Origin of the sequence: Bradyrhizobium sp. CCBAU 51753, assembly GCF_015291565.1 — a bacterium.
Taxonomy (GTDB): domain Bacteria; phylum Pseudomonadota; class Alphaproteobacteria; order Rhizobiales; family Xanthobacteraceae; genus Bradyrhizobium; species Bradyrhizobium ivorense.
On the sequence record NZ_CP030037.1, the window covers coordinates 7,027,192 to 7,046,135 of the forward strand.

Annotated in this window: 13 protein-coding genes; 3 read left to right on the forward strand and 10 right to left on the reverse strand. The window is 65.8% G+C overall.

All coding sequences use genetic code 11. From position 1 onward, the window contains the following. Positions 1–43: 43 nt before the first annotated feature. The 3 genes from XH93_RS32180 to XH93_RS32190 form a co-directional block, all read right to left on the reverse strand. Positions 44–1,402, reverse strand: coding sequence for an ABC transporter substrate-binding protein (locus XH93_RS32180; RefSeq protein ID WP_194470531.1), 1,359 nt, complete (start codon positions 1,400–1,402; stop codon positions 44–46). A 792-nt stretch (positions 1,403–2,194) separates the two neighbouring features. Continuing rightward, complete coding sequence (locus tag XH93_RS32185) at positions 2,195–2,551, reverse strand: DUF6616 family protein (RefSeq protein WP_194470532.1); 357 nt, start codon at positions 2,549–2,551, stop codon at positions 2,195–2,197. 66 nt (positions 2,552–2,617) lie between these two features. After that, the gene (locus XH93_RS32190) at positions 2,618–3,307 is read right to left on the reverse strand and encodes a DJ-1/PfpI family protein (protein WP_194470533.1); all 690 of its coding nucleotides are present in this window, start codon (positions 3,305–3,307) and stop codon (positions 2,618–2,620) included. A 149-nt stretch (positions 3,308–3,456) separates the two neighbouring features. Between XH93_RS32190 and XH93_RS32195 the strand changes: the two genes are divergently transcribed. Then, a complete protein-coding gene (locus tag XH93_RS32195) occupies positions 3,457–4,485 on the forward strand; it encodes a GlxA family transcriptional regulator (protein ID WP_194470534.1) in 1,029 nt (342 codons plus the stop codon). 180 nt (positions 4,486–4,665) lie between these two features. Further along, positions 4,666–7,995, forward strand: a complete 3,330-nt coding sequence (locus XH93_RS32200; protein ID WP_194470535.1) for an adenylate/guanylate cyclase domain-containing protein — start codon at positions 4,666–4,668, stop codon at positions 7,993–7,995. A 9-nt stretch (positions 7,996–8,004) separates the two neighbouring features. Here the strand turns inward: XH93_RS32200 and XH93_RS32205 are convergent, their stop codons facing one another. The 6 genes from XH93_RS32205 to XH93_RS32230 all read right to left on the reverse strand — a co-directional run bounded on the left by XH93_RS32205 (position 8,005) and on the right by XH93_RS32230 (position 16,950). Beyond that, entirely contained in the window at positions 8,005–9,411 is a 1,407-nt protein-coding gene (locus XH93_RS32205; protein ID WP_194470536.1) for an NAD(P)/FAD-dependent oxidoreductase, read from the reverse strand. Further along, a complete protein-coding gene (locus XH93_RS32210) occupies positions 9,408–10,745 on the reverse strand; it encodes a radical SAM/SPASM domain-containing protein (protein WP_194470537.1) in 1,338 nt (445 codons plus the stop codon). The genes XH93_RS32205 and XH93_RS32210 overlap by 4 nt, the downstream gene beginning before the upstream one ends. Positions 10,746–10,750: 5 nt before the next feature. After that, on the reverse strand, positions 10,751–12,487 hold the full coding sequence (locus XH93_RS32215; protein WP_194470538.1) for a ferritin-like domain-containing protein: 1,737 nt from the start codon (positions 12,485–12,487) through the stop codon (positions 10,751–10,753). Between the two features lie 8 nt (positions 12,488–12,495). Continuing rightward, entirely contained in the window at positions 12,496–14,157 is a 1,662-nt protein-coding gene (locus XH93_RS32220; protein WP_194470539.1) for a hypothetical protein, read from the reverse strand. A gap of 27 nt (positions 14,158–14,184) precedes the next feature. Continuing rightward, a complete protein-coding gene (locus tag XH93_RS32225) occupies positions 14,185–15,732 on the reverse strand; it encodes an FAD-binding oxidoreductase (RefSeq protein WP_194470540.1) in 1,548 nt (515 codons plus the stop codon). Between the two features lie 357 nt (positions 15,733–16,089). Beyond that, complete coding sequence (locus XH93_RS32230; RefSeq protein WP_194470541.1) at positions 16,090–16,950, reverse strand: DUF2066 domain-containing protein; 861 nt, start codon at positions 16,948–16,950, stop codon at positions 16,090–16,092. Between the two features lie 167 nt (positions 16,951–17,117). On the opposite strand from XH93_RS32230, the gene XH93_RS32235 reads away from it, so the two are divergent. Beyond that, a complete protein-coding gene (locus XH93_RS32235; protein ID WP_194470542.1) occupies positions 17,118–18,131 on the forward strand; it encodes an NAD(P)-dependent alcohol dehydrogenase in 1,014 nt (337 codons plus the stop codon). Positions 18,132–18,149: 18 nt separating this feature from the next. Here the strand turns inward: XH93_RS32235 and XH93_RS32240 are convergent, their stop codons facing one another. Beyond that, positions 18,150–18,923: an enoyl-CoA hydratase-related protein gene (locus tag XH93_RS32240; RefSeq protein ID WP_194470543.1), complete on the reverse strand. Its 774-nt coding sequence runs from the start codon at positions 18,921–18,923 to the stop codon at positions 18,150–18,152. Between the last annotated feature and the right edge of the window lie 21 nt (positions 18,924–18,944).

Consider the following 18,944-nt stretch of genomic DNA (forward strand, 5'->3'; position numbering starts at 1 on the left):
GACACGCCCCGGGGAAACCGGTTCGGTTAGAAGCCGTCCGCGTCTACTGCGAGGCAACCTGCTTGCCCTGCTCCTTGAAGACCTTGGTCCAGTCCTTGACCAGGAGATCGAGCGCCTGTTGCGCCGTGCCCTTGTCGGCGACGACGTAATCATGCACGCGCTTCTGCATGTCGAGCAGCAGTTGCGCGTAGGACGGCTCGGCCCAGAAGTCCTTGACGATGCCCATCGACTCCAGGAATTGCGGGGCGAATGCCGCGCTCTTCGGGAAGTCGGGTGCGTCGACCACGGCCTTCAGCGCCGAGTAGCCGCCGAGTTGCCACCATCGCTGCTGCACCGTCGGCTGCGCGAACCATTTGATGTAGGCGAGCGCGTCATCCTTGCGCTCGGAGGTCGCGACCACCGAGATGCCCTGCCCGCCGAGCTGGGTGAAGTGTCCGCCTGGACCGGCCGGATTGACGAAGAAGCCGATCTTGTCGCCGCCGACATTCGGATCCTTGTAGAGGCCGGGGAAGAAGGCGAACCAGTTCATCTGCATCGCGACCTGGCCGGACTTGAAGGCATCCAGTCCTTCCTGCATGTAGGCGTTGGTCATGCCCGGCGCGGTGCAGCACTTGTAGAGCTCCTTGTAGAACTCGAGCCCCTTGGCCGCCTCAGGAGAGTTGACGATGCCCTGCATCTGGTACGGCTTCTTCGGATTGTCGTAGCTGAAGCCGTAATTATAGAGCACGTTGGTCACGCCCATGGTGATGCCTTCGGAGCCGCGCTCGGTGAAGATGTAGGCGCCGTACACCTTCTTGCCGTCGATCTCGCGGCCCTGGAAGAATTCCGCGATCTGTTTCAGCTCGTCATAGGTCTTCGGCGGCGCCAGGTCGCGGCCGTACTTGGCCTTGAATGCCGACTGGATTTCGGGCCGCGAGAACCAGTCCTTGCGATAGGTCCAGCCCACCGCATCGGCCATCGCCGGCAGCGCCCAATAGTTCGTCGAGTTCTTCGGCCACTGCGAATAACCGACCACCGTCGCCGGGACGAAGTCGTCCATCGAGATCTTCTCCTTGGCGAAGAAGTCGTTGAGCTTGACGTACCATTTGTTTTCGGCGGCGCCGCCGATCCACTGGCTGTCGCCGATGATGAGATCGCAGAGCTTGCCGTGGGAATTAAGCTCGTTGAGGAAGCGATCCGCATAGCTCGTCCAAGGGACGAACTCGTATTTCATCTCGATGCCGGATTGCTTAGTGAAGTCCTTGCCGAGCTCCACCAGCGCGTTGGCCGGATCCCAAGCTGCCCAGCACAGCGTGAGCTGCTTACCCTGGGCCGCAGCTTCGCCGCCACCAAATACCCCCAGCAGCGCCGCCCCGAGAACCGTGGTGGCCGCTGAGCTTCTCAACCAATTGAATGCCCGCATATCCGTTTCCTCTCTCGTTGAAGCATCTAACCCGCTCGGCGGCTCCTGCTGGAGCGACGCCAAGACCCTGAAACCGAGTTTGAGGAGCGATGAGTGAAGGACGAGACGGACCGCTTCCGGAGACTGCTCCGGAATGGCTTGGGCTCCTCCTGCACATCGGCCCGATGCGCGATGTTTAGTTTTTTGTGGAACTAAACGTATTACTAAATTTTTCGAACCGTCAAGCCGGTTTCTCGCGACCGCGGCGAAAATACCTGCGACGCGTGCACGCAGGACCGGGAGGTTTGCAATGCAGCAAAATGTGTGAGGATTGCCCGAGAGCAGGATCGCCGATCTGCCTGGCGCAAGCAATTTGGCCCATCTGAATAGCAGAAGATTCGGACGGTTAGCCGCAAACGATATGTTTAGCAAAGTCACTTTACTGAACGTTCAATGAAGCGGTCGAGAGCGCGAGACTCGCGGCGTCCGATCACCGCACCGGAAATGCCTCAGCGTCGTGCTCGCTTGATCTCGACGGCCGGCAAACCAGCGCACTGCTTTCGATCTGACGACGGCTTGCCCGCTCCAATGCGCCGGCGCAGTTGCAAGGCAATGACATTGTCGGATCGCGCGGGCGCTTGCCCGACCGCAACCGACGCTACGGCGCGGCGTTCAGCGGGCGCGTCCCGCCTGCTCGCCAACAGCAGGCGAGCCGTCAATCAGGCTGCGGAGCCCAGGGATCCTGGAGTCGACATGGTGACCGCACGCCGCAATCCAGCGTCCTGGAATGATCGGAAGGAGAGCGGCCGGCCGTCAGGACGAACCGGGCAGGACCATCCTGGCATTGCCGAGCAGCACCGCTTCAAAGTCTTCCGCATCGCCGCTGACATTGACCTGCTCGAAGTAATCGTACCAGCCTGATGCCACGACCTGCCGCTCGAACTCGCGCCGAAACCCCGCATTCGGCACACGATAGACGCAAAAGAAATCGTACGGCGCACGACGATCGGTCGCGGGCGAGTTCATGCCGTAGGCAATGACGTCGACGCCAGCGGACTTCAGACCCTTGACCGCTTCGGCGATGGTTCTTGCGAATTCGGTTCGCTCGCCTTCCGAACGTTCGACCCAAGCGGGGCGGTAGTTATAGAGCTCGATGAAGATCTGTTGCATGACGCGACCTCGCAAGACGCTGACGGAATGTTCGCCGCATTCGCCGGCAGGGATTGGGTCCGGTCCCTAGAGCTTTCCCATCTTCAGGCGGCGCGCTCTCACCCCCTCCAGTTGCTCGACCGGCATCAGGTGCTTCAACATCTCTGTCGTTTGAGCCAGCGTCGCAGGGTCGGCCAGTTCGGGCCGACCGGTCCCGAACGGCGGCGCCGGCGCGTACTCAAAGGACAACTCGGCGACGCGGCCGACCGCTTCTCCGGCAATCTGCCCGACCATGGCGAGACCGAAATCGATCCCCGCCGTCATGCCGCCGCCCGTCGCGCGGTTGCGGTCGATCACGTATCTGGCGTCGGTCGGAATGGCGCCGAACAAACCGAGATGCTCGCGCGTGTACCAATAGGAAGCCGCCTTGTATCCCTGCAAAAGTCCCGCCGCGCCGAGCAGCAGCGAGCCGTTGCAGACGCTGGTGATCCACCTGGCGCGGCTGCCGAGCTCGGCGATGCAGTCGAGCGTCCGGTCGTCCTGCAATTGCTTGAACAGCGACACGGTGTTGCCGGGCACGAACAGGATGTCGGGATCCTTCCAGCAGCTGCCGAATTCCTCCGTCGCCTGCACGCTGACGCCGGCGTCGGAATCGATGGCGCCCCTGCTGTGCCACACCACCTGCGAGGAAAATCCAGGGAGCATCATGAAAGCCTGCATCGGCCCGGCTAGGTCGATGAAGGTGAAGCCAGGAAAAGCCACTGCCACGACTTTCATGTTTGCCTCGTTGGTCCGGCGTTGAAATTCGCCGCAACCTATCCGAACATGCGGTTGGCAGAAATGACGTATAAGCGACAAATTCGGACACGTGTGACGAAGTCCGCTCCGGTTCGTTTTTTCCGGCGGCGGCAACAGGAGGAAGGGCCATGGCTTCGGACGTTTGCCGGCGTGTTCGCCTGGTCGTATTCCCGGGCTTCGAGTTGCTCGACCTGAGTGGCCCGCTCTGCGCCTTCAATCTGGCGTCGGAGTTCTATCAGGCCGCCTATCTGGTCGAGGCGATCTCCGCTCACGGCGGCGCGGTCGCGAGCGGTTCGGGCGTCCCCGTCCACACCGCGAAGGTCTCGCGGCTCACGCCCTTTGATACCCTTGTCGTCGTCGGGGGCGCCGCCGGCGGCGCGATCGATCCCGATGCAGACACCGTCGCTCTGATCCGGAAACTGGCGCCGCGCGCAAGGCGCGTGGCGAGCGTGTGCACCGGCGCCTTTTCGCTGGCCGCCGCTGGCCTGCTCGACCAGCGATCGGCGACGACGCATTGGCGATACGCCGCCGCGATGCAGCGGCGCTTTCCGAACGTGCGCATCGACGCGGACAAGATCTTCGTCAGGGACGGCAACGTCTGGACGTCGGCAGGGATCACCTCCGGCATCGACCTGGCGCTCGCGTTGATCGAGGACGATTTCGGGATCGAGATGTCGAAGGCCGTCGCCAAGGACATGGTGGTCTACCACCGCAGATCGGGCGGACAATCGCAGTTCTCGACGCTGCTTGAACTGGAGCCGTGGTCCGACCGCGTCAGGGATGCATTGAACTTCGCGCGCGAGCACCTGCACGAGCCGCTTCCCGTCGAGCGGATGGCCGCGGCGGCCCGCATCAGCGCGCGGCAATTTGCCCGGCTGTTTCTCAAAGAGACCGGCGATACGCCTGCGCGCGCCGTCGAGCGGCTGCGTGCGGAGGCGGCGCTGCTGCGAATTCAGGACGGAACGGAGCCGATCGAGGTCATCGCGCGCAAGGTCGGCTTTGGCGACAAGGACCGCATGCGGCGCGCCTTCCTGCGGATCTACGGCCAATCTCCCCGCGCGCTGCGGCGGGCGACGACGCGATCCGGCGCGGCAAGCTCGCCGCCCAAGCGGGTGCACCAAACGGGAACAAAATCGATCGGGACGCCCGGAAGATAGCGAATTCGGCTCAACGCGATGTGGCTTTCCGGCATCGATAACGTCCGGTTGCAAGCTCACGGCCGCGCCCCGTATTTGCACGGCCCTTTACGTGCAACTTTCGGGGCAGTTGACCGCCCATCTATCTGCTGGACTATTGTAGGATGTTGAAAGACCCTAGCCGGGGTGGTGGGAAGCATCATGGACGTCGGAGAGTGGCTGCGCGGCCTGGGTCTTGAGCAGTACGAGACCGCGTTTCGCGAAGCGGAGGTCGGGGCTGACGTTCTGCCTGACCTCACCGATGCCGACCTCGTCGAATTGGGCGTATCGCTCGGCAACCGCAAGCGTCTGCTGAAGGCCGTCGCGGCGCTTCGCGGACCTGCACCACAAGTGCCGGACGAGGCCGAGCGCCGGCAATTGACCGTGATGTTCTGCGATCTCGTGGGATCGACCGAGATTTCGGCGCGGCTCGACCCGGAAGACATGCGCGATGTGATCCGCGCCTATCAGGATGCCTGTTCGGGCGTGATCGCCCGCTACGATGGTTTCGTCGCGCGGTTCATGGGCGACGGCATCCTCGCCTATTTCGGTTTCCCGCGCGCGCACGAGGACGAGGCCGAGCGCGCGATCCGCTCCGGTCTCGACATCGCCGAGGCGGTCGCGAAGCTGGAGACTGCGGCGCGGCGCAAGCTCGCGGTCCGGGTCGGGATCGCCACCGGCATCGTCGTGGTCGGCGATCTGATCGGCCAGGGTCCCGCGCAGGAGCGCGACGTCGTCGGCGAGACGCCCAATCTGGCGGCGCGGCTGCAGGGCCTGGCGGCACCCGGCACTGTCGTGATCGCCGAATCCACCATGCGGCTGGTCGGCCGAACCTTCGATCTGCAGCCGCTCGGCGTGCACACGCTCAAGGGATTCGAAACGCCGGTCCCGATCTGGTCGGTGCTCCGCGATGCCCGGACCAGCACCCGCTTCGAAGCGTTCAGGTCGCAAGGCCTTTCGCCGATGGTCAACCGCGAGAGCGAAACCGCGCTGTTGCGGGACCGCTGGCGACGCGCGCGCAACGGCGAAGGCCAGGTGGTGCTGGTATTCGGTGAAGCCGGCATCGGCAAATCGCGCATCGTGGCCGCCCTGACCGAACACGCCGCCGCGTCACCCCATGTCGCGATCAGCTACCAGTGCTCGCCGCATCACGTGAACGAAGCGCTCTATCCCATCCTGAGCGAAATCAGGCGCACGGCGGGCCTGGTCGGCGACGAGCCTGCGTCGACAAAGCTCGACAAGCTCGAGGCGATGATCACCCGGTTCGGCCTTAGCGCCGGCGAGTTCGCGCCGCTGCTCGCCGGGGCGCTGTCGATCCCGACCGCCGGGCGCTATCCCGCGCTCGACCTGACGCCGGCGGAACAGAAGGAGCGGACGATCGTCGCGCTGGTCCTGCTCATCGCAGCCAGGGCGCGGCGGACGCCGGCGCTCGCGCTGCTCGAAGACGCCCATTGGATCGATCCGACGTCGCTGGTCGTGCTCGGGCGCTTTTTCGAGCAGATGCCCGCGCTGAGTGCGCTGATGGTCATCACCGCCCGTCCCGAATTCAACCCGCCGTGGGACGCCGGACCAAATCTCTCGATCGTGCAGCTCGCGCCGCTGCCGCGGGAAGAAGCCACCGACATGGTTCGCGGCGTCGCCGGCGGAAAGGCCCTGCCGGCGGCAATTCTGGACGAGATCATCGTCAAGACCGACGGGGTGCCGCTGTTCGTCGAAGAGCTGACCAAAACGGTGATGGAATCAGGCTTGCTTCGCGAAGAGGGCGACTCCTACCAGCTGATTTCGGCACGCACGCCGATCGCGATCCCCTCGACGCTGCAGGACTCGCTGCTGGCCCGGCTGGACCGGCTGAATTCGGTGAAGGACATCGCCCAGATCGGCGCGGCGATCGGACGCGAATTTTCGCATTCCCTGCTGGAGGAGGTCGCGGCCATCCCGGACCGCGCCCTGGTGGACGCGCTCGACAAGCTGATCGCTGCCAACATCATCCATCGCCGCGGCGATCCGCCCGAGGCCGTCTACACCTTCAAGCATGCGCTGCTGCGCGATGCCGCCTATCAACTCATGATCCGCGGCCGGCGGCGGGACGTGCATCGCGGCATCGTCGATGTGCTCGAGAGCCGGTTTCCGCAAATCGTGGAAGCGCAGCCCGAGATCGCGGCGATGCATCACGAGCACGGCGGCAACCCTGCGCGCGCTGCCGACTACTACCGCCTGGCGGGCGGGCGGGCAGCGGCGCGGTCCGCCAACGTCGAGGCCCTCGCCTATCTCAACGACGGCTTGCGCGTCATCGAGTCCTTGCCGTCAGGCGCGGAGCGCGACCGTCTCGAACTGCAGGTGCAGCTGCAGCGTGCGGGAGCGCTGCGCAGCACCAAAGGCTATTCGGCGCCGGAAACCGGCGATGCCATCCGCCGCGCCCATGCGCTGAGCCAAAGCGTCGGCGAACCGTCGCAATTGCTGCTGACGCTCGCCGGCCTCTATGCCTATCACCTCGTCCGCTCCGAGACGATCCGCGCCAAGGAGATCGCCGCGGAATTGCTCGCGCTCGCGCGCCAGCAGGGCGACACCAACTACATCATGATCGGCCTGCGCAGCACCGGGTGCGTGCAGTTTCAGCTCGGACATCAGCTGGCCGCGCTGGATCATTTCGAGCAGTCGCTGGCGCTCTACGATCCGGTCACGCACGGTCCGCTCGCCCCGTCCTTCGGGCTGGACCACAAGGAAGTCGCGGCCTCGTTCCGCTCGACCACGCTGTGGCTGCTCGGACGGCCGGTGCAGGCCGAAGCCTCGCAGCAGGAGGCGCTGTCGCACGCCGAGGATCTCAAGCATCTGCCCAGCATCTGCCAGGCGCTGATCTACAGCGCGCTGCTTCGCGTGCTGTCGCGCGACCATCCCGGCGTGATCGAGTCCGCCACCCAGGGACGGCATCTGGCGCGGCGTCTGTCGTTCGACCTGATGGAGCATGGCGCAAGCTTCTTCCTCGCCGCGGCGCGGCGCGGCGAGGCTGCGCCGGAGGACTTGCTGCCGGAGATGCTGAACGCCGCAAACCTGTGGTGGGGCACCGGCGCCCGCCAGTATCAGGGCTATGTGCTGACGGTGATTGCGGAGACCTATCTCGATGCCGGCCAGCCCGACGAGGGCTTGGCCGTGGTCGCCCAGGCCAAGGAATTGCTCGAGGCGACCGACGAGCGATGGGCCGAGCCCGAGCTCTATCGCGTCGAAGGCATGCTGCTGCTGGCGCTGCCGGAGCGCCGGATCGCCGACGGCGAGGCATGCCTGCGCCGGGCGATTGCGGTCGCGCGGGATCACGCGGCGCTGTCCTGGGAATTGCGTGCGGCGGTCGATCTCGCCCGCCTGCTCGCCGAACTCGGGCGCGCCGGCGAAGGCAAGGCGCTGGTGGACGGAGTCTATCGCCGCTTCGAGGAAGGTTTCGACAGCGTCGATCTTGCCGCCGCGCGCGCCATCCTGGCGCCGCACGTCTCGCCGGCGTGACGGCCGACGTCATTCCGACGCCACGAGGATCCTGCGTTCGACCAGCCACGACACCATACGCCTGCCGCGCTCGCCGCTGGTGTCGCGCGCGAGCTCGCGTCCAAGCATCTCCAGGCTGTCGCTCTGCGCAACGCGTTGCAGCAGGGTCTCGACATCAACCCCGTCGAGATAGGCGAACGGGCGCCCCAGCGCCGGATGATGCAGGCCCTTGCGCAGCGTGATGTGGTCGCGCTCGATGATTGGAACATCCGCGATGCGCACGTCGCGCGACAGGCGCGCCCGTCCAGCGAACGCCGGCGGCGGAGGCAGCGGCATCGGCGGTACCGCAACAGGTGCGGCCGCCCGCTCGCGCCAGAACGGCGTCGGCGTTGTGCCCGCTACCGCCGCGTAGTGACGCGTCGCCGCGACACGGTGGCGCTCGACGGTGTCCCTCTGCGCATCGCGATAGAACGCGCGGGCGGCTTCGGCGTCCACCGCGCGTGTCAGCATGGTATGGACCACGATTGCGGCCTGCAGGCCCGCGTTCATCGCCGCCTGCACGCCCTGCGACGACAGCGGATCGAGCGAAAAACTCGCCTCGCCGATCCGGATCGAATTCCCGGTCACGCACACGGCGCTCTGATGAGGTGTCGCATCATGGAGCCGGACGCCGTCTTCCAGCGTGCCCTGCAGGCAATCCTGCAGCAGGGCGGACTCCGCCAGCCGGTCCCGATAGAGGGCTTCGATCTCGCGCCGGCGGCGACCGCTGCATTGCGCGGCATCGACAAAGACCATCGCGCAAAATGCGCCGTCCGGCCGTGGCGCGCCCCAGTACCAGCAGCTGCTGCCGGCCTCGATCCGGTTAGCGCCGGGAGCGAGCCGTGTATTTCGCCAATGCCCTGACAGCGCCACCGTCGATGGCCCTGCCGCAGGCTCGGTCTTGCGGATGTTGGAATAGCGCCCCGCGGCATCGACGAGGAAGCGCGCCTCCACGAGCAGCTCGCCTGCTGCGCTCTCGACCGGAATGATCCAGCCACCGGGACATGCGCGCGGTGCCCTGGCCCGCGCCGGCTGCAGCACGCGGGCGCCCGCCTTCCGCGCGGTGTCGAGCAGAATGGCGTCGAAGCGGCCGCGGTCGACCATCAGGCCGAAATGCCCCGGCGGCGGCGACACGTCCTCATCGACGCCGCCGGCCCAGCGCAGGATCGATTTCTCGACCCGCACGAAGCCGGCCTGCGCGACCTCATCGCGGATATTCAACAGGTCGAGGACGGTCCAGATCGACGGCGCCATCGCCTCACCGATGCGCGGGCGCGGAAATGCGCTCCGCTCGATCACGACGACGTCGTGGCCGAGCCGCGCCAGCCGCACTGCGAACGCCGCCCCGGCCGGCCCGCCGCCGATCACGCAGACCTCGGCGGTCGTGACGCGGGTCATGACAAGGCGGTGGCGTCAGCCGCAGTCCGGCCGTCGAAATAGTCCGGACGGAGCACCGACAGCCGCACATAGGCCTGCAGGCAATACTCCAGCCACCCCCTGATGTAATCGCAGGCCGGCCGTCCGCGCGCGATCACCTCGTGATGACAGCCGCCGCCGCAGAGATAGCGCGCCCAGCAGGAACGGCACGGCTCCTGCCGGTCGACCAGACGTTCTTCGAGCCATTGCCGCTGCCGCGCGCGGTCGACGCCGGTCTCGACATGCCCCATCGCGCCGGCGTCATCATCGACGAAGCGATGGCAGGCGAACATGCCGCCGTCGGCGGAGACGCCGAAATAGCCGGCGCCCGCGCCGCATGGATAGGGGCGATGGGTGCCGCGATGGATCTCGCGCATCGCGCTGTGCATGTTGGCAAACGGATACGGCCGGCCCTGCGCGATGCGCCGCTCGAACTCGCGCCCGCAGGCGATCATCTGCGCCAGCAGGACCTCGAAGTCGGGCTTGTGAAGCTCGCTCCGGCCGGTCGGTGACCGCAGCACCGGGGAAAATCCGACGCTGGCGAAGCCGAGATCGGCGAACCCGTCCAGCGTCTCGCGCAGGTCGAGATTGTCCGGCGTCACCGTGACCCGCGCGGAAATCTGCATGCGGCGGCGCATCGCGAGCAACGGCAGCACATTCTCGATCGCCCGCTCGTAGCTGCCGCGGCCGCTCTTGAACGGCCGCAACCGGTCGTGGACCGCGCCGATGCCGTCGAGGCTGACCGTCACGGAAAATCCGTGGCGCTCGAAGAATTCGCCGTCGTCCGGCCGCAGCAGGGTGCCGTTGGTGGTGATCGAGAACGCGGCGGTCGCCCGCTTCTCCTGCGCCAGCGCGACGGCAAGCTCGGTCGCATCGCGCAGCACTTCGCGCGCTGCGAGCGGCTCGCCGCCCAGGAACGAGATGTGGAGCCTGTCGCCCGCTGCGGCATCAGTGAACAAACGGCGCACCGCGGCCTCGGCGGTGCGCCAGGCCATGTCCCTGGCCTTGCCGCCAAAGCTTCCTTCCTGCGCGTAGCAATAGGTGCAGCCGAGATTGCAGGCCTGCGCCACCGCGAGCGACAGCGACCGCAGCGGCGGATCGCGCGGCGCCTCCATGGCCGATGCCAGCGGCCGCGACAGCCCGATCACCGCACGCACGGCCTCACGGCCGAGCCCGGCCGCCCGCGCCAGCTCGTCCCGGCTCTGCGCGTCGAGCGCGAAGATCTGCGAGGCGTCGGCCAGCAGCGCATGCGGACCAAACTCGGTGTCGAACAGATGGACGTCGGCCGACGCGACGGAGGAACTGGCGGTGATCATGTCGGCTACCAGAATGGGATGCCGATGCCGCGCAGCGCGAGCGCCTCGCCGACCGTCAGAAGCTCGTTCATCTTGGCCCGCGCGGCCATGACAAACGGTGCGCCTTCCTCGAGCTGGTCACGCGCGTAGTCCGTGTACCCGTTGCCGAGCAGCCGTAGGATGTCGTGATAGACCTTCAGCGCGTCCTTCGCCTCGTTGGGCGTTCCGACCTCGACTTTGCGCAGATAGGGCAGCGCGGGGTTGGCCCTACGATAGGTCTTCAGCGCGACCTCCACCTCGCAGAACTTGCTGTAGTGATCAATGCCGTCACTGTCGATGCGCTCGGCGAGCTCGATGGCGAGTTTGGGATAGATCGGCAGACGCAAGGTCGCGATGACGCGCGCATAAGCGCCATCAAGCACGCCGCTGGGCCGCTCGATATCGATGAAGCGCGTCAATGTATCGGGCGTGAGGGGAGACAGCACGGCGTTGCGCCAGCCGCGCTTGCCGTCGGGCAACGTCTTCGCCGGATGCAAGACCGGCGCGTAGGAGGATATGAGCTTGGCATTGTGCAGGATCCACAACAGCTCGTTGACCCAGCGCAGATGCTGCATCTCGCAGGACGCGATGATCATCAGAACGCCGCGAATGAAGGCGACGTCGTCGCGCATCGTCGGCCACCCCGATTGGTCGGCCTGCTCGGGCGACAGCAGCGAGAAGCGCGCATAGACATATTCGAGCGCGAGCGCCATTTCCATCGGGCCGAGCTTCTCGCGCAATTCCTTGGCGAGCTCTTCCGGCGTGTCGAAGGGCTTGGCCTTGTCCTTGTCGGGCAGCGGCGCGTAGACCTGATCGATTTCCTGGTCGCGGACCACGACGTTGAGGCGCTGCCATTCCTGATTGATCTGGAAATGGTCGAACTGGTAGGGGCGGTTCTTGGCGATGGTATTTTCGGCCGCCGCCGTGGCGTCGCGAGCGCGATCGGAGCGCAGCCAGTCGACCCTCAGATTGGCCAGCAGCGGATCCGCGGCCTGGCCGTTCGGCAGTTTCTCGTCGTCCGGTCCGACCTCCTGGAACACCACGTCGGGATGATTGGCGGCCCAGTACATGCACGAGCAGTCGCGGAAATCGTGCTGCCAGGGCGAACACAGGCTTTGCAACAATTCGCCGGGCTGGTAGGCGCCGCTGATCACGCCGGTGACGGGATCGACGAAATTCCGCCGCCACCCCTCGAGCACGATCTCGCTGTGGTCCCCCGAGCGCCGCCTCAGCCCGATCGTCAGCGGCCCGGGCTCGAGCCCGCGCAGCAGGCGCCAGACGTAGAGGCCATCGAGCGGATAATCCGGATTGTCCGGATTGTGGTGCCGCATCGACAGCCGCTTGCCCTTCTGCTCCACCCATTCGAGGTACCAGTCGTCATGGGCGCCGAGCGCGCCGGCGTTCAATAGCAGGTCGATCCGCAGCTTCTTGACCTCGGGCGCTTCCGACTGCACGTCGGGATCCATCAGGACGTCGACATAGTGCAGCCACGCTCCGTAGCGCTCGGGCTCCTCGTAGCTCGCGGTATTGTCGAGCCGGGCGACGAACTCGAAGACGAGGCCCGGAAAGAACCGGCGATCGAAATTGCGCACGTCGAGCTCGAGGCCGGGATAGCAATTGGCGACCACATCCTCGAGACGCGTGACCACCGGATTGCCGGGCACCTGATAGGCAGCCCGCGCGGTCAGGTTGCGTGGAAATATCTTGCCCGATCCGTTGTCCATGGCTGTCCTCAGTCGTTCGACGGCTGGGACGGCGCCGCCGCGGCGTCCTCCGCCTCCAGCAACGCGATGTACCGCATCAGCGCGTCGTAGTCGCGCCAGGTCAATGACAGCGGGTTCTCGTCGGAATCGCGCATGAAGGGCGGCATGCGCATGTCGTGCAGACTGTCGCGCGACACGCGGGAATCGCGGAAGCGAGGATTGGGCACCTTCCCCGGCGCCTGATCGAGTTGCCAGAAGCGGCCGTAGGGAGGCCTGATCAGCCGTCGCACATGTTCCGCGCGGGTGCGCAGGAAGTCTTGCAGCGAGATCTCATCGGTCAACGGGGCGTGCGCGACCCTGGCGACATCGGTATAGGGCAACGGCCGGAACGGCACGCCGTCGCTCTCCTGCTCGACCTTGTTCGAGCCGAGCTCCACCGGGATGAGATCGACATAGGGCACATCGTCCTTGGTCATCATGCCGTCGCCGATCTGCGGCAGCCCCGGATAATTCGGCGGCGGCGGATCGTTGGTGTTGATCAGCACCGCCTTGTAGCGCTGGGCATCGAGGTTCATCAGCGTCGCCGTCTCGAACACGCGGGAGAACAGGTCGGCGATTTCGGTGCTGGTATCGCGACGGGTTTTCTCGGACACCTCGAGCGGCGGCAACTGGCGGTCGGCAAGGTCGCCCGCCAGCGAGACGAAGGGGCGTCGATCCGGCGCGAAATCCGGCACGCCGGACAGCACCCTTGCGTTGGCGACGAAGCGCACGCCGCGGATCACCAGCTCGGCGGTGATCGTTCCATCGCAGGTGTCGTCGACCACGCCCCAGGATTGCCAGTTGCCGACGTCGGCGCCGTCATAGGAATCGCACGGCTGCGGATCGGTCTGTCCCTTCTCATCCATGATGTAGGTCGACCACGGTGTCTCGGAATTGAGGATCCGGTTTCGCTCCGGCACGATCTCGTAAATCTTCCCGGGCAGCGCCGCGGCCGGGACGATCTCGCCGGGCTGGACCGGCGACGACGGGCCCGCGATCGCCTCGGGCGGCCCGTAAACCTCGCCGCGTGCCGGCGTGAAACGGACGCGGATCTGCGACAGATCCACGCCCAGCTGGTTAACCTCCGGTCCGCTCCCCGCCGCAGGCTTCATCACCTGAAAGCTGCCGAGCGGGATCGGGCGCTCCGGAGCAACCAGCGGTGTCTCGCCCGAGGTATACGGGCTGACGGCAAGCAGCGGCTTGCGCCCATGGTCGGTGCCGCGGACCTCGAGCCGCGCAATAAAGGAACAGGCCGGCGACCTGGTCCGCCGCTCCGCCTTGCAATTGCCGACCGCGACCTTGAACTGCAGATTTTTGGTCGAGACCCCCAAATGCGCCAGCAAGGACGGCGTCGCCGGCTCGTCACGGGTCTCGCCATCCGGTCCCGACTGGATCTTCAACCACAGCTCGAAGAAGGGCGCCGCCGGCCGAAGCTGATCGCCGTCGCGGAATCTGATTTCGTTGGGAATGTACGGTTCAACCGATCCGTCGGCGGCGACTTTCAGCGTGACCGCCGGCTTGATGACGGTCTGATGCGCGCCGTGCGTCGATATGTCGGTGTCCCAGACGAAGGCTTCCAGCGGAGTATCGCTGCCGCCGACGCGGGCGACCGCGATCGGGGGCAGGAAGTACATCTCGACGACACGGTCCACGCAGTCCTCCCCCCCAACAATCGATAGCTAATAAGGCTCGCGCACGATGGGCCCGTCGATCGGGGCCGGCAAAGGTGGCGGCACCGGCGGCGCGGCGCCCCCGTTCGTCAGCGCGACGCCCTGCTGATAGTGGAAGAAGCCGTCGGGATCGTACTTGGCCTTGATCTTGACCAGGAACCAGTAGTAGTCGCCCCAATAGGCCTTCGCAAAATCCTTCTGCTCGCGGCGCGGGTAGTTCTGGTACGAATGGCCGTTGCCGTACGGCGCGTACATCTTCATGAAATCGTCCAGGAACTGCTCGAACGGCTCGCGTTCATCCGGCGTCCGCCAGAACAGGCCGAAGAACGTGTTCATCAGGACGTCGCGATGGATGAAGGCGTTGGAGCCCTTCGGTTTGCGGTTGATCGCGCCGCCATAGGGCTCGATCACGAACCAGCTCCACGGCGACGGCGACTCGCCGAACCGCTGCATGACCTTCTTCCAATCGTCGAGACTGAGCGGCCGCGCGACATAGGCGCTCTGCTTGTCTTCCATCACCGTCATCGGCACATCGGGGATGGGAAACGGCTTGTCGACGATGTAGCGGTTCACCTCGAGGTAAGTGTGGTCGACCATGTCGACCTGCAGCTCGACGCCCTTGGTCGCCAGCAGCGAAGCCAGCGCCTTCATGCCGTCGTCGCGGCTGCCATGATAGGTGCCGCGCATCAGCATGACGTTCTTGCCCTGCTGTGCGGTGACGATCACCATGTAGCCGAGCTGGTCGACCGCGCCCGAGGTCATATAGTTGTTCTGCAGTTCGACGAGCGCGGCCGGCGCATCCTCGATCGGCCATAGCAGACCAAAGCCCCAGATCTTCCAGAGCTCATGCAACCGGTAGGTCGCCTGCAGCAACACCCCGAAATTATTGCCGGTGCCGCCTCTGATGGCCCAGAACAGGTCGCTGTTCACGGATTCGCTGGCCATCACGATGCTGCCGTCGGCGAGCATGACCGTCGCATCGATCACATTGTCGCAATTCATCCCGTATTCGCGGGAGGTAAAGCCGTAGCCGCCGCCCTGCATGTAGCCGGCGATGGCGACGTCCTCGCAGGCTCCGCCCGGCATGTGCAGCTGGTAGCCGTTGAGCACCGCGTTGATATGTCCGAACGTCGCGCCGGCGCCGATCACCGCGCGCCTTGCCGCCGCATCGACCACGACGTAGTTCATCCGGCTCAGATCGATCACCATGTCGTAGCTGACCGAATATCCGGCGGTGCTGTGCCCTCCGGACCGGGTGACGGCCCAGAGCCCCTGGTCCTGCGCAAACTTCAGGCAGTGCCTGACGTCGTCGAACACCTCGCAATACACGATGAGTTGGGGAAAGACCTGGAATTCGTGGGTGAAGAGCTGCCGCGCCGCTTGATAGTTCGGGTCGGTCGGCAAGACCACGGTGCCCTCGATCTGCGCCGTGAAGTCGGCGATGGCGTCGGGCGTGGGAATGTTCTTGCCCGATGGAACGGGCGATGACAGCGGGCGAACCGAGCGAAGCGCCGCGACCCTGCGTTCGCGATGCCTGAGCTTTTCACTCTTCCACATGATGTCACCCTAGCCGGCGGTTCTGGCGTGGCGACGCGCAACGGACGCTGTTGCGGGGGAGGTTGTTGCGGGCGGGACGGTTGCTGGTAGGCGGGAATGTCCTTCCGGAAATACCCTTGTCACAATTGCGACTATACCTGTGGTTGACATAGGTAAAAATCACCTTCTCAAAAATACGGCGCTATCCAATTCCTGATCACGGCATAAGTCAATCGGGTCGCGCTTTCCTGCAAGCCTAAATCTTGCGATCGCCGGAACGCGGAGATGCGACGTCCGAGTTCAGCCACAGGTGGAAACAGAGTTTGGCAGGTAGGGCATCCGCGGTTCCCGTCCTGATTGAAGCGTTGGCATGCGGCTTCATTTCGCTCGCGCCGGGTCGCCATTGCCTGACAACACCTGCGCGGCGCCGCCGACGGCGCGGCGGAAGGCCTCATCGAAGCTGACGCCGCGAAACTGCCATTTGTAGTCCTTGCCGTGCCAGGCCAACTGCCAGCGCGTGGCCCAGCCGAGATCCTTATCGTCCCAGACCAGCCGACCGACCAGCGCGACCTCACCGCCCCCGGGGGCGACGATCGGTATCAGTTTCGCCTGCGGTATCTTGAGGAGGTCGGCTGCGCCGACATTTGCGCGCGCCAGCGCGGCTGCTTCCGGCAGCACCACGCGCATGCCGCGCTTGTCGGCCGCCGCCGCCAGCGCGTCGCGCTGCAGGTCGGATTGCGTACCGTCGGCGGTGACCACAAAATCCTTCGGCCCATTCTGCATTTCAACGAAGACGCCGAGCACCGGCCGCTGCGATCGCCACGGCTTGAGGCCGAGCTCGCCGAGGATGCCGTCGATCTTGCTGTCGTCGAAATCCACCGTCAGGTCGTAGGGACGGTCGCGGGTGCCCTGCTCGTCGCGGTGCGGCTTGCCGGCGAACTGGTCGTGATAGCTGAAATTGCTGACCGCCTCCTTCGCCCTCGCCTTGTACGCCGCAAGCCGGCGATCGCCGGCGAGCGCGGGTTGACCGGAGACCTTGATCAGCACGTCCTCCAGGCAGGCGCCGAAGCCGACGATGCGGTTCGGCTCGCCCTGGCCGGTTACGACGGTCTGCGCGCGGTACAAATCGTCGGCCGCAGCCATTGCGCCGCTGCACCAGATCAAGCTGGCGGCGAGCAGAGCCATCCGGCACATGAGAATACCGGTCAGGGCGGGTCGCGTTTCAAGCAAGCCAGCCATGTTTACCTCCCGCTCTGCGACATCGCCGCAGGTTCCGGCATGGGCGCCATTCCGCGCGCCATGTCATCCATGATGGTCAGCCGCCGCCCGCCTGACATATGCTCAGGGCATGCCCAGCGACGCGGGAAGCGCCGCCCAAGACAACAACCGTCCGCAGGAGGCGTCCCTTGAAGTGCTACGAGTTGCAGGGTCCCGAAGGCGTCGACGCGCTGGCGCTGGTCGACAAGCCGGTTCCGCAGGCCGGCCCCGGCGAAGTGCTGGTGCGGCTGAAGGCGGCGACGCTGAACTACCGCGATCTGCTGACGGTGAAGGGCGGCTACGGCTCGCGGCAAAAGTTTCCGCTGGTGCCGGTCTCCGACGGCGCCGGTGTGGTCGAAGCGATCGGCGCCGGGGTCAGGAGTCTTGTCCCCGGCGACCGCGTGATCGGCAGCTTCTTCGAGAACTGGTTCGGCGGCGAGCCGAGCGAGGCCAGCATGCGCGCCGCGCTCGGCGGCAGTGTCGACGGCGTCTTGACCGAGTACCGGGTATTTCCCGCCCACGCGCTGGTGCGCACGCCCGCCCATCTGTCCGACGTCGAGGCCGCTGCGCTGCCATGCGCCGGCCTCACCGCCTGGAGCGCGGTGGTCAAGCTCGGCAATGTGAAGCCCGGGCAGACGGTACTGACCCAAGGCACCGGCGGCGTCTCGCTGTTCGCGCTGCAATTCGCAAAGATGTGCGGCGCGCGGGTGATCGCGACCTCCTCCAGCGACGCCAAGATTGCGCGGCTGAAGCAGCTCGGCGCCGATGTGACGCTGAACTACAAGACGACGCCGGACTGGGGCAAGAAGGCACGCGAACTGACCGGGCGCGGCGTCGATCTCGTAGTCGAGGTCGGCGGCGTCGGCACGCTGAACGAGTCGATCCGCGCCACCAGAATCGGCGGCACCATCGCCTTCATCGGCGTGCTGGCAGGTCCCGCCACCGCCGACACAAGGCTGCCGCTGATGGTCATGCAGCAGCAGCGGCTGCAGGGCGTTACCGTCGGCTCGATCGAGGACCTTCAGGCACTCTGCGACGGCATCGCGATGCACGGCGTCAAGCCTGTGATCGACAAGGTGTTCCCCTTCGACCAGGTCAGGGACGCGTTCGCGCACATGGCAAGCGGCGCGCATTTCGGCAAGGTGGCGATCGCGATCGGCTGACGCACCTGACATCACGGTCTAGCGTCCGGTGAACTGCGCCTTGCGTTTCTCGACGAAGGCCTTGCGGCCTTCCTGCGCGTCCTCGCCCGTGCGGATCACCGACTGCACCTCGAGCTCACGGCGGAACTGGGCCTCGTAGGACGCGTGCTCACTCTCCTCGAGCAATTGCCGCGTCGCCACCAGCGCCCGGGTCGGCCCGTCGGCAAGGCGCTGCGCCAATGCCTTCGCCGCCTCGAGCAGCTTTGCGTCGTCCACGACCTCGCGGACCAGCCCCCACTCCTTGGCCCGCTCAGCCGACAGCGGCTCGTTCAGCAGCATCAGTTCGAGCGCGCGCTGCCGGCCGATCAGGCGCGGCAGCAGCCAGGTCGAGCCGAGGTCGGGCACCAAAGCGATCCGGCTGAACACCTGAATGAAACTCGCCGAACGCGCTGCAAGAATAATGTCGCCGGACATCGCGAGGCTGAAGCCGCCGCCGGCCGCGACGCCGTTGACCGCGACCACGACCGGCACGCGGCATTCGCGCAGCGCCTGCATCGCGGGCCAGTAATGCTGCATGACGCCAGCATAGAGGTTGTCGCCGAGCGAATTGACCGCCTTCAAATTCTGCCCCGAGCAGAAGCCGCGGCCCTCGCCGGTCAGCACCAGCGCGCGGATCCCGGCGTCGCCCGTCATCTCGCCGATCGCCATTGCGAGATCGCCGAGCAGGTCCGGCGTCATCGCGTTCAGGCTGGCGGGATCGTTCAGCGTCAGAATGCCGACCTTGCCGTCCCGCTCGCGCTTCACACCGGTCATTTTCCTCTCCCCGGAACAGGC

Excerpts from the sequence above, each read along its gene's own strand:
- XH93_RS32180 (WP_194470531.1), bottom strand. The coding sequence starts at position 1,402 with ATGCGGGCATTCAATTGGTTGAGAAGCTCAGCGGCCACCACGGTTCTC.
- XH93_RS32185 (WP_194470532.1), bottom strand. The coding sequence starts at position 2,551 with ATGCAACAGATCTTCATCGAGCTCTATAACTACCGCCCCGCTTGGGTC.
- XH93_RS32190 (WP_194470533.1), bottom strand. The coding sequence starts at position 3,307 with ATGAAAGTCGTGGCAGTGGCTTTTCCTGGCTTCACCTTCATCGACCTA.
- XH93_RS32195 (WP_194470534.1), top strand. The coding sequence starts at position 3,457 with ATGGCTTCGGACGTTTGCCGGCGTGTTCGCCTGGTCGTATTCCCGGGC.
- XH93_RS32200 (WP_194470535.1), top strand. The coding sequence starts at position 4,666 with ATGGACGTCGGAGAGTGGCTGCGCGGCCTGGGTCTTGAGCAGTACGAG.
- XH93_RS32205 (WP_194470536.1), bottom strand. The coding sequence starts at position 9,411 with ATGACCCGCGTCACGACCGCCGAGGTCTGCGTGATCGGCGGCGGGCCG.
- XH93_RS32210 (WP_194470537.1), bottom strand. The coding sequence starts at position 10,745 with ATGATCACCGCCAGTTCCTCCGTCGCGTCGGCCGACGTCCATCTGTTC.
- XH93_RS32215 (WP_194470538.1), bottom strand. The coding sequence starts at position 12,487 with ATGGACAACGGATCGGGCAAGATATTTCCACGCAACCTGACCGCGCGG.
- XH93_RS32225 (WP_194470540.1), bottom strand. The coding sequence starts at position 15,732 with ATGTGGAAGAGTGAAAAGCTCAGGCATCGCGAACGCAGGGTCGCGGCG.
- XH93_RS32230 (WP_194470541.1), bottom strand. The coding sequence starts at position 16,950 with ATGGCTGGCTTGCTTGAAACGCGACCCGCCCTGACCGGTATTCTCATG.
- XH93_RS32240 (WP_194470543.1), bottom strand. The coding sequence starts at position 18,923 with ATGACCGGTGTGAAGCGCGAGCGGGACGGCAAGGTCGGCATTCTGACG.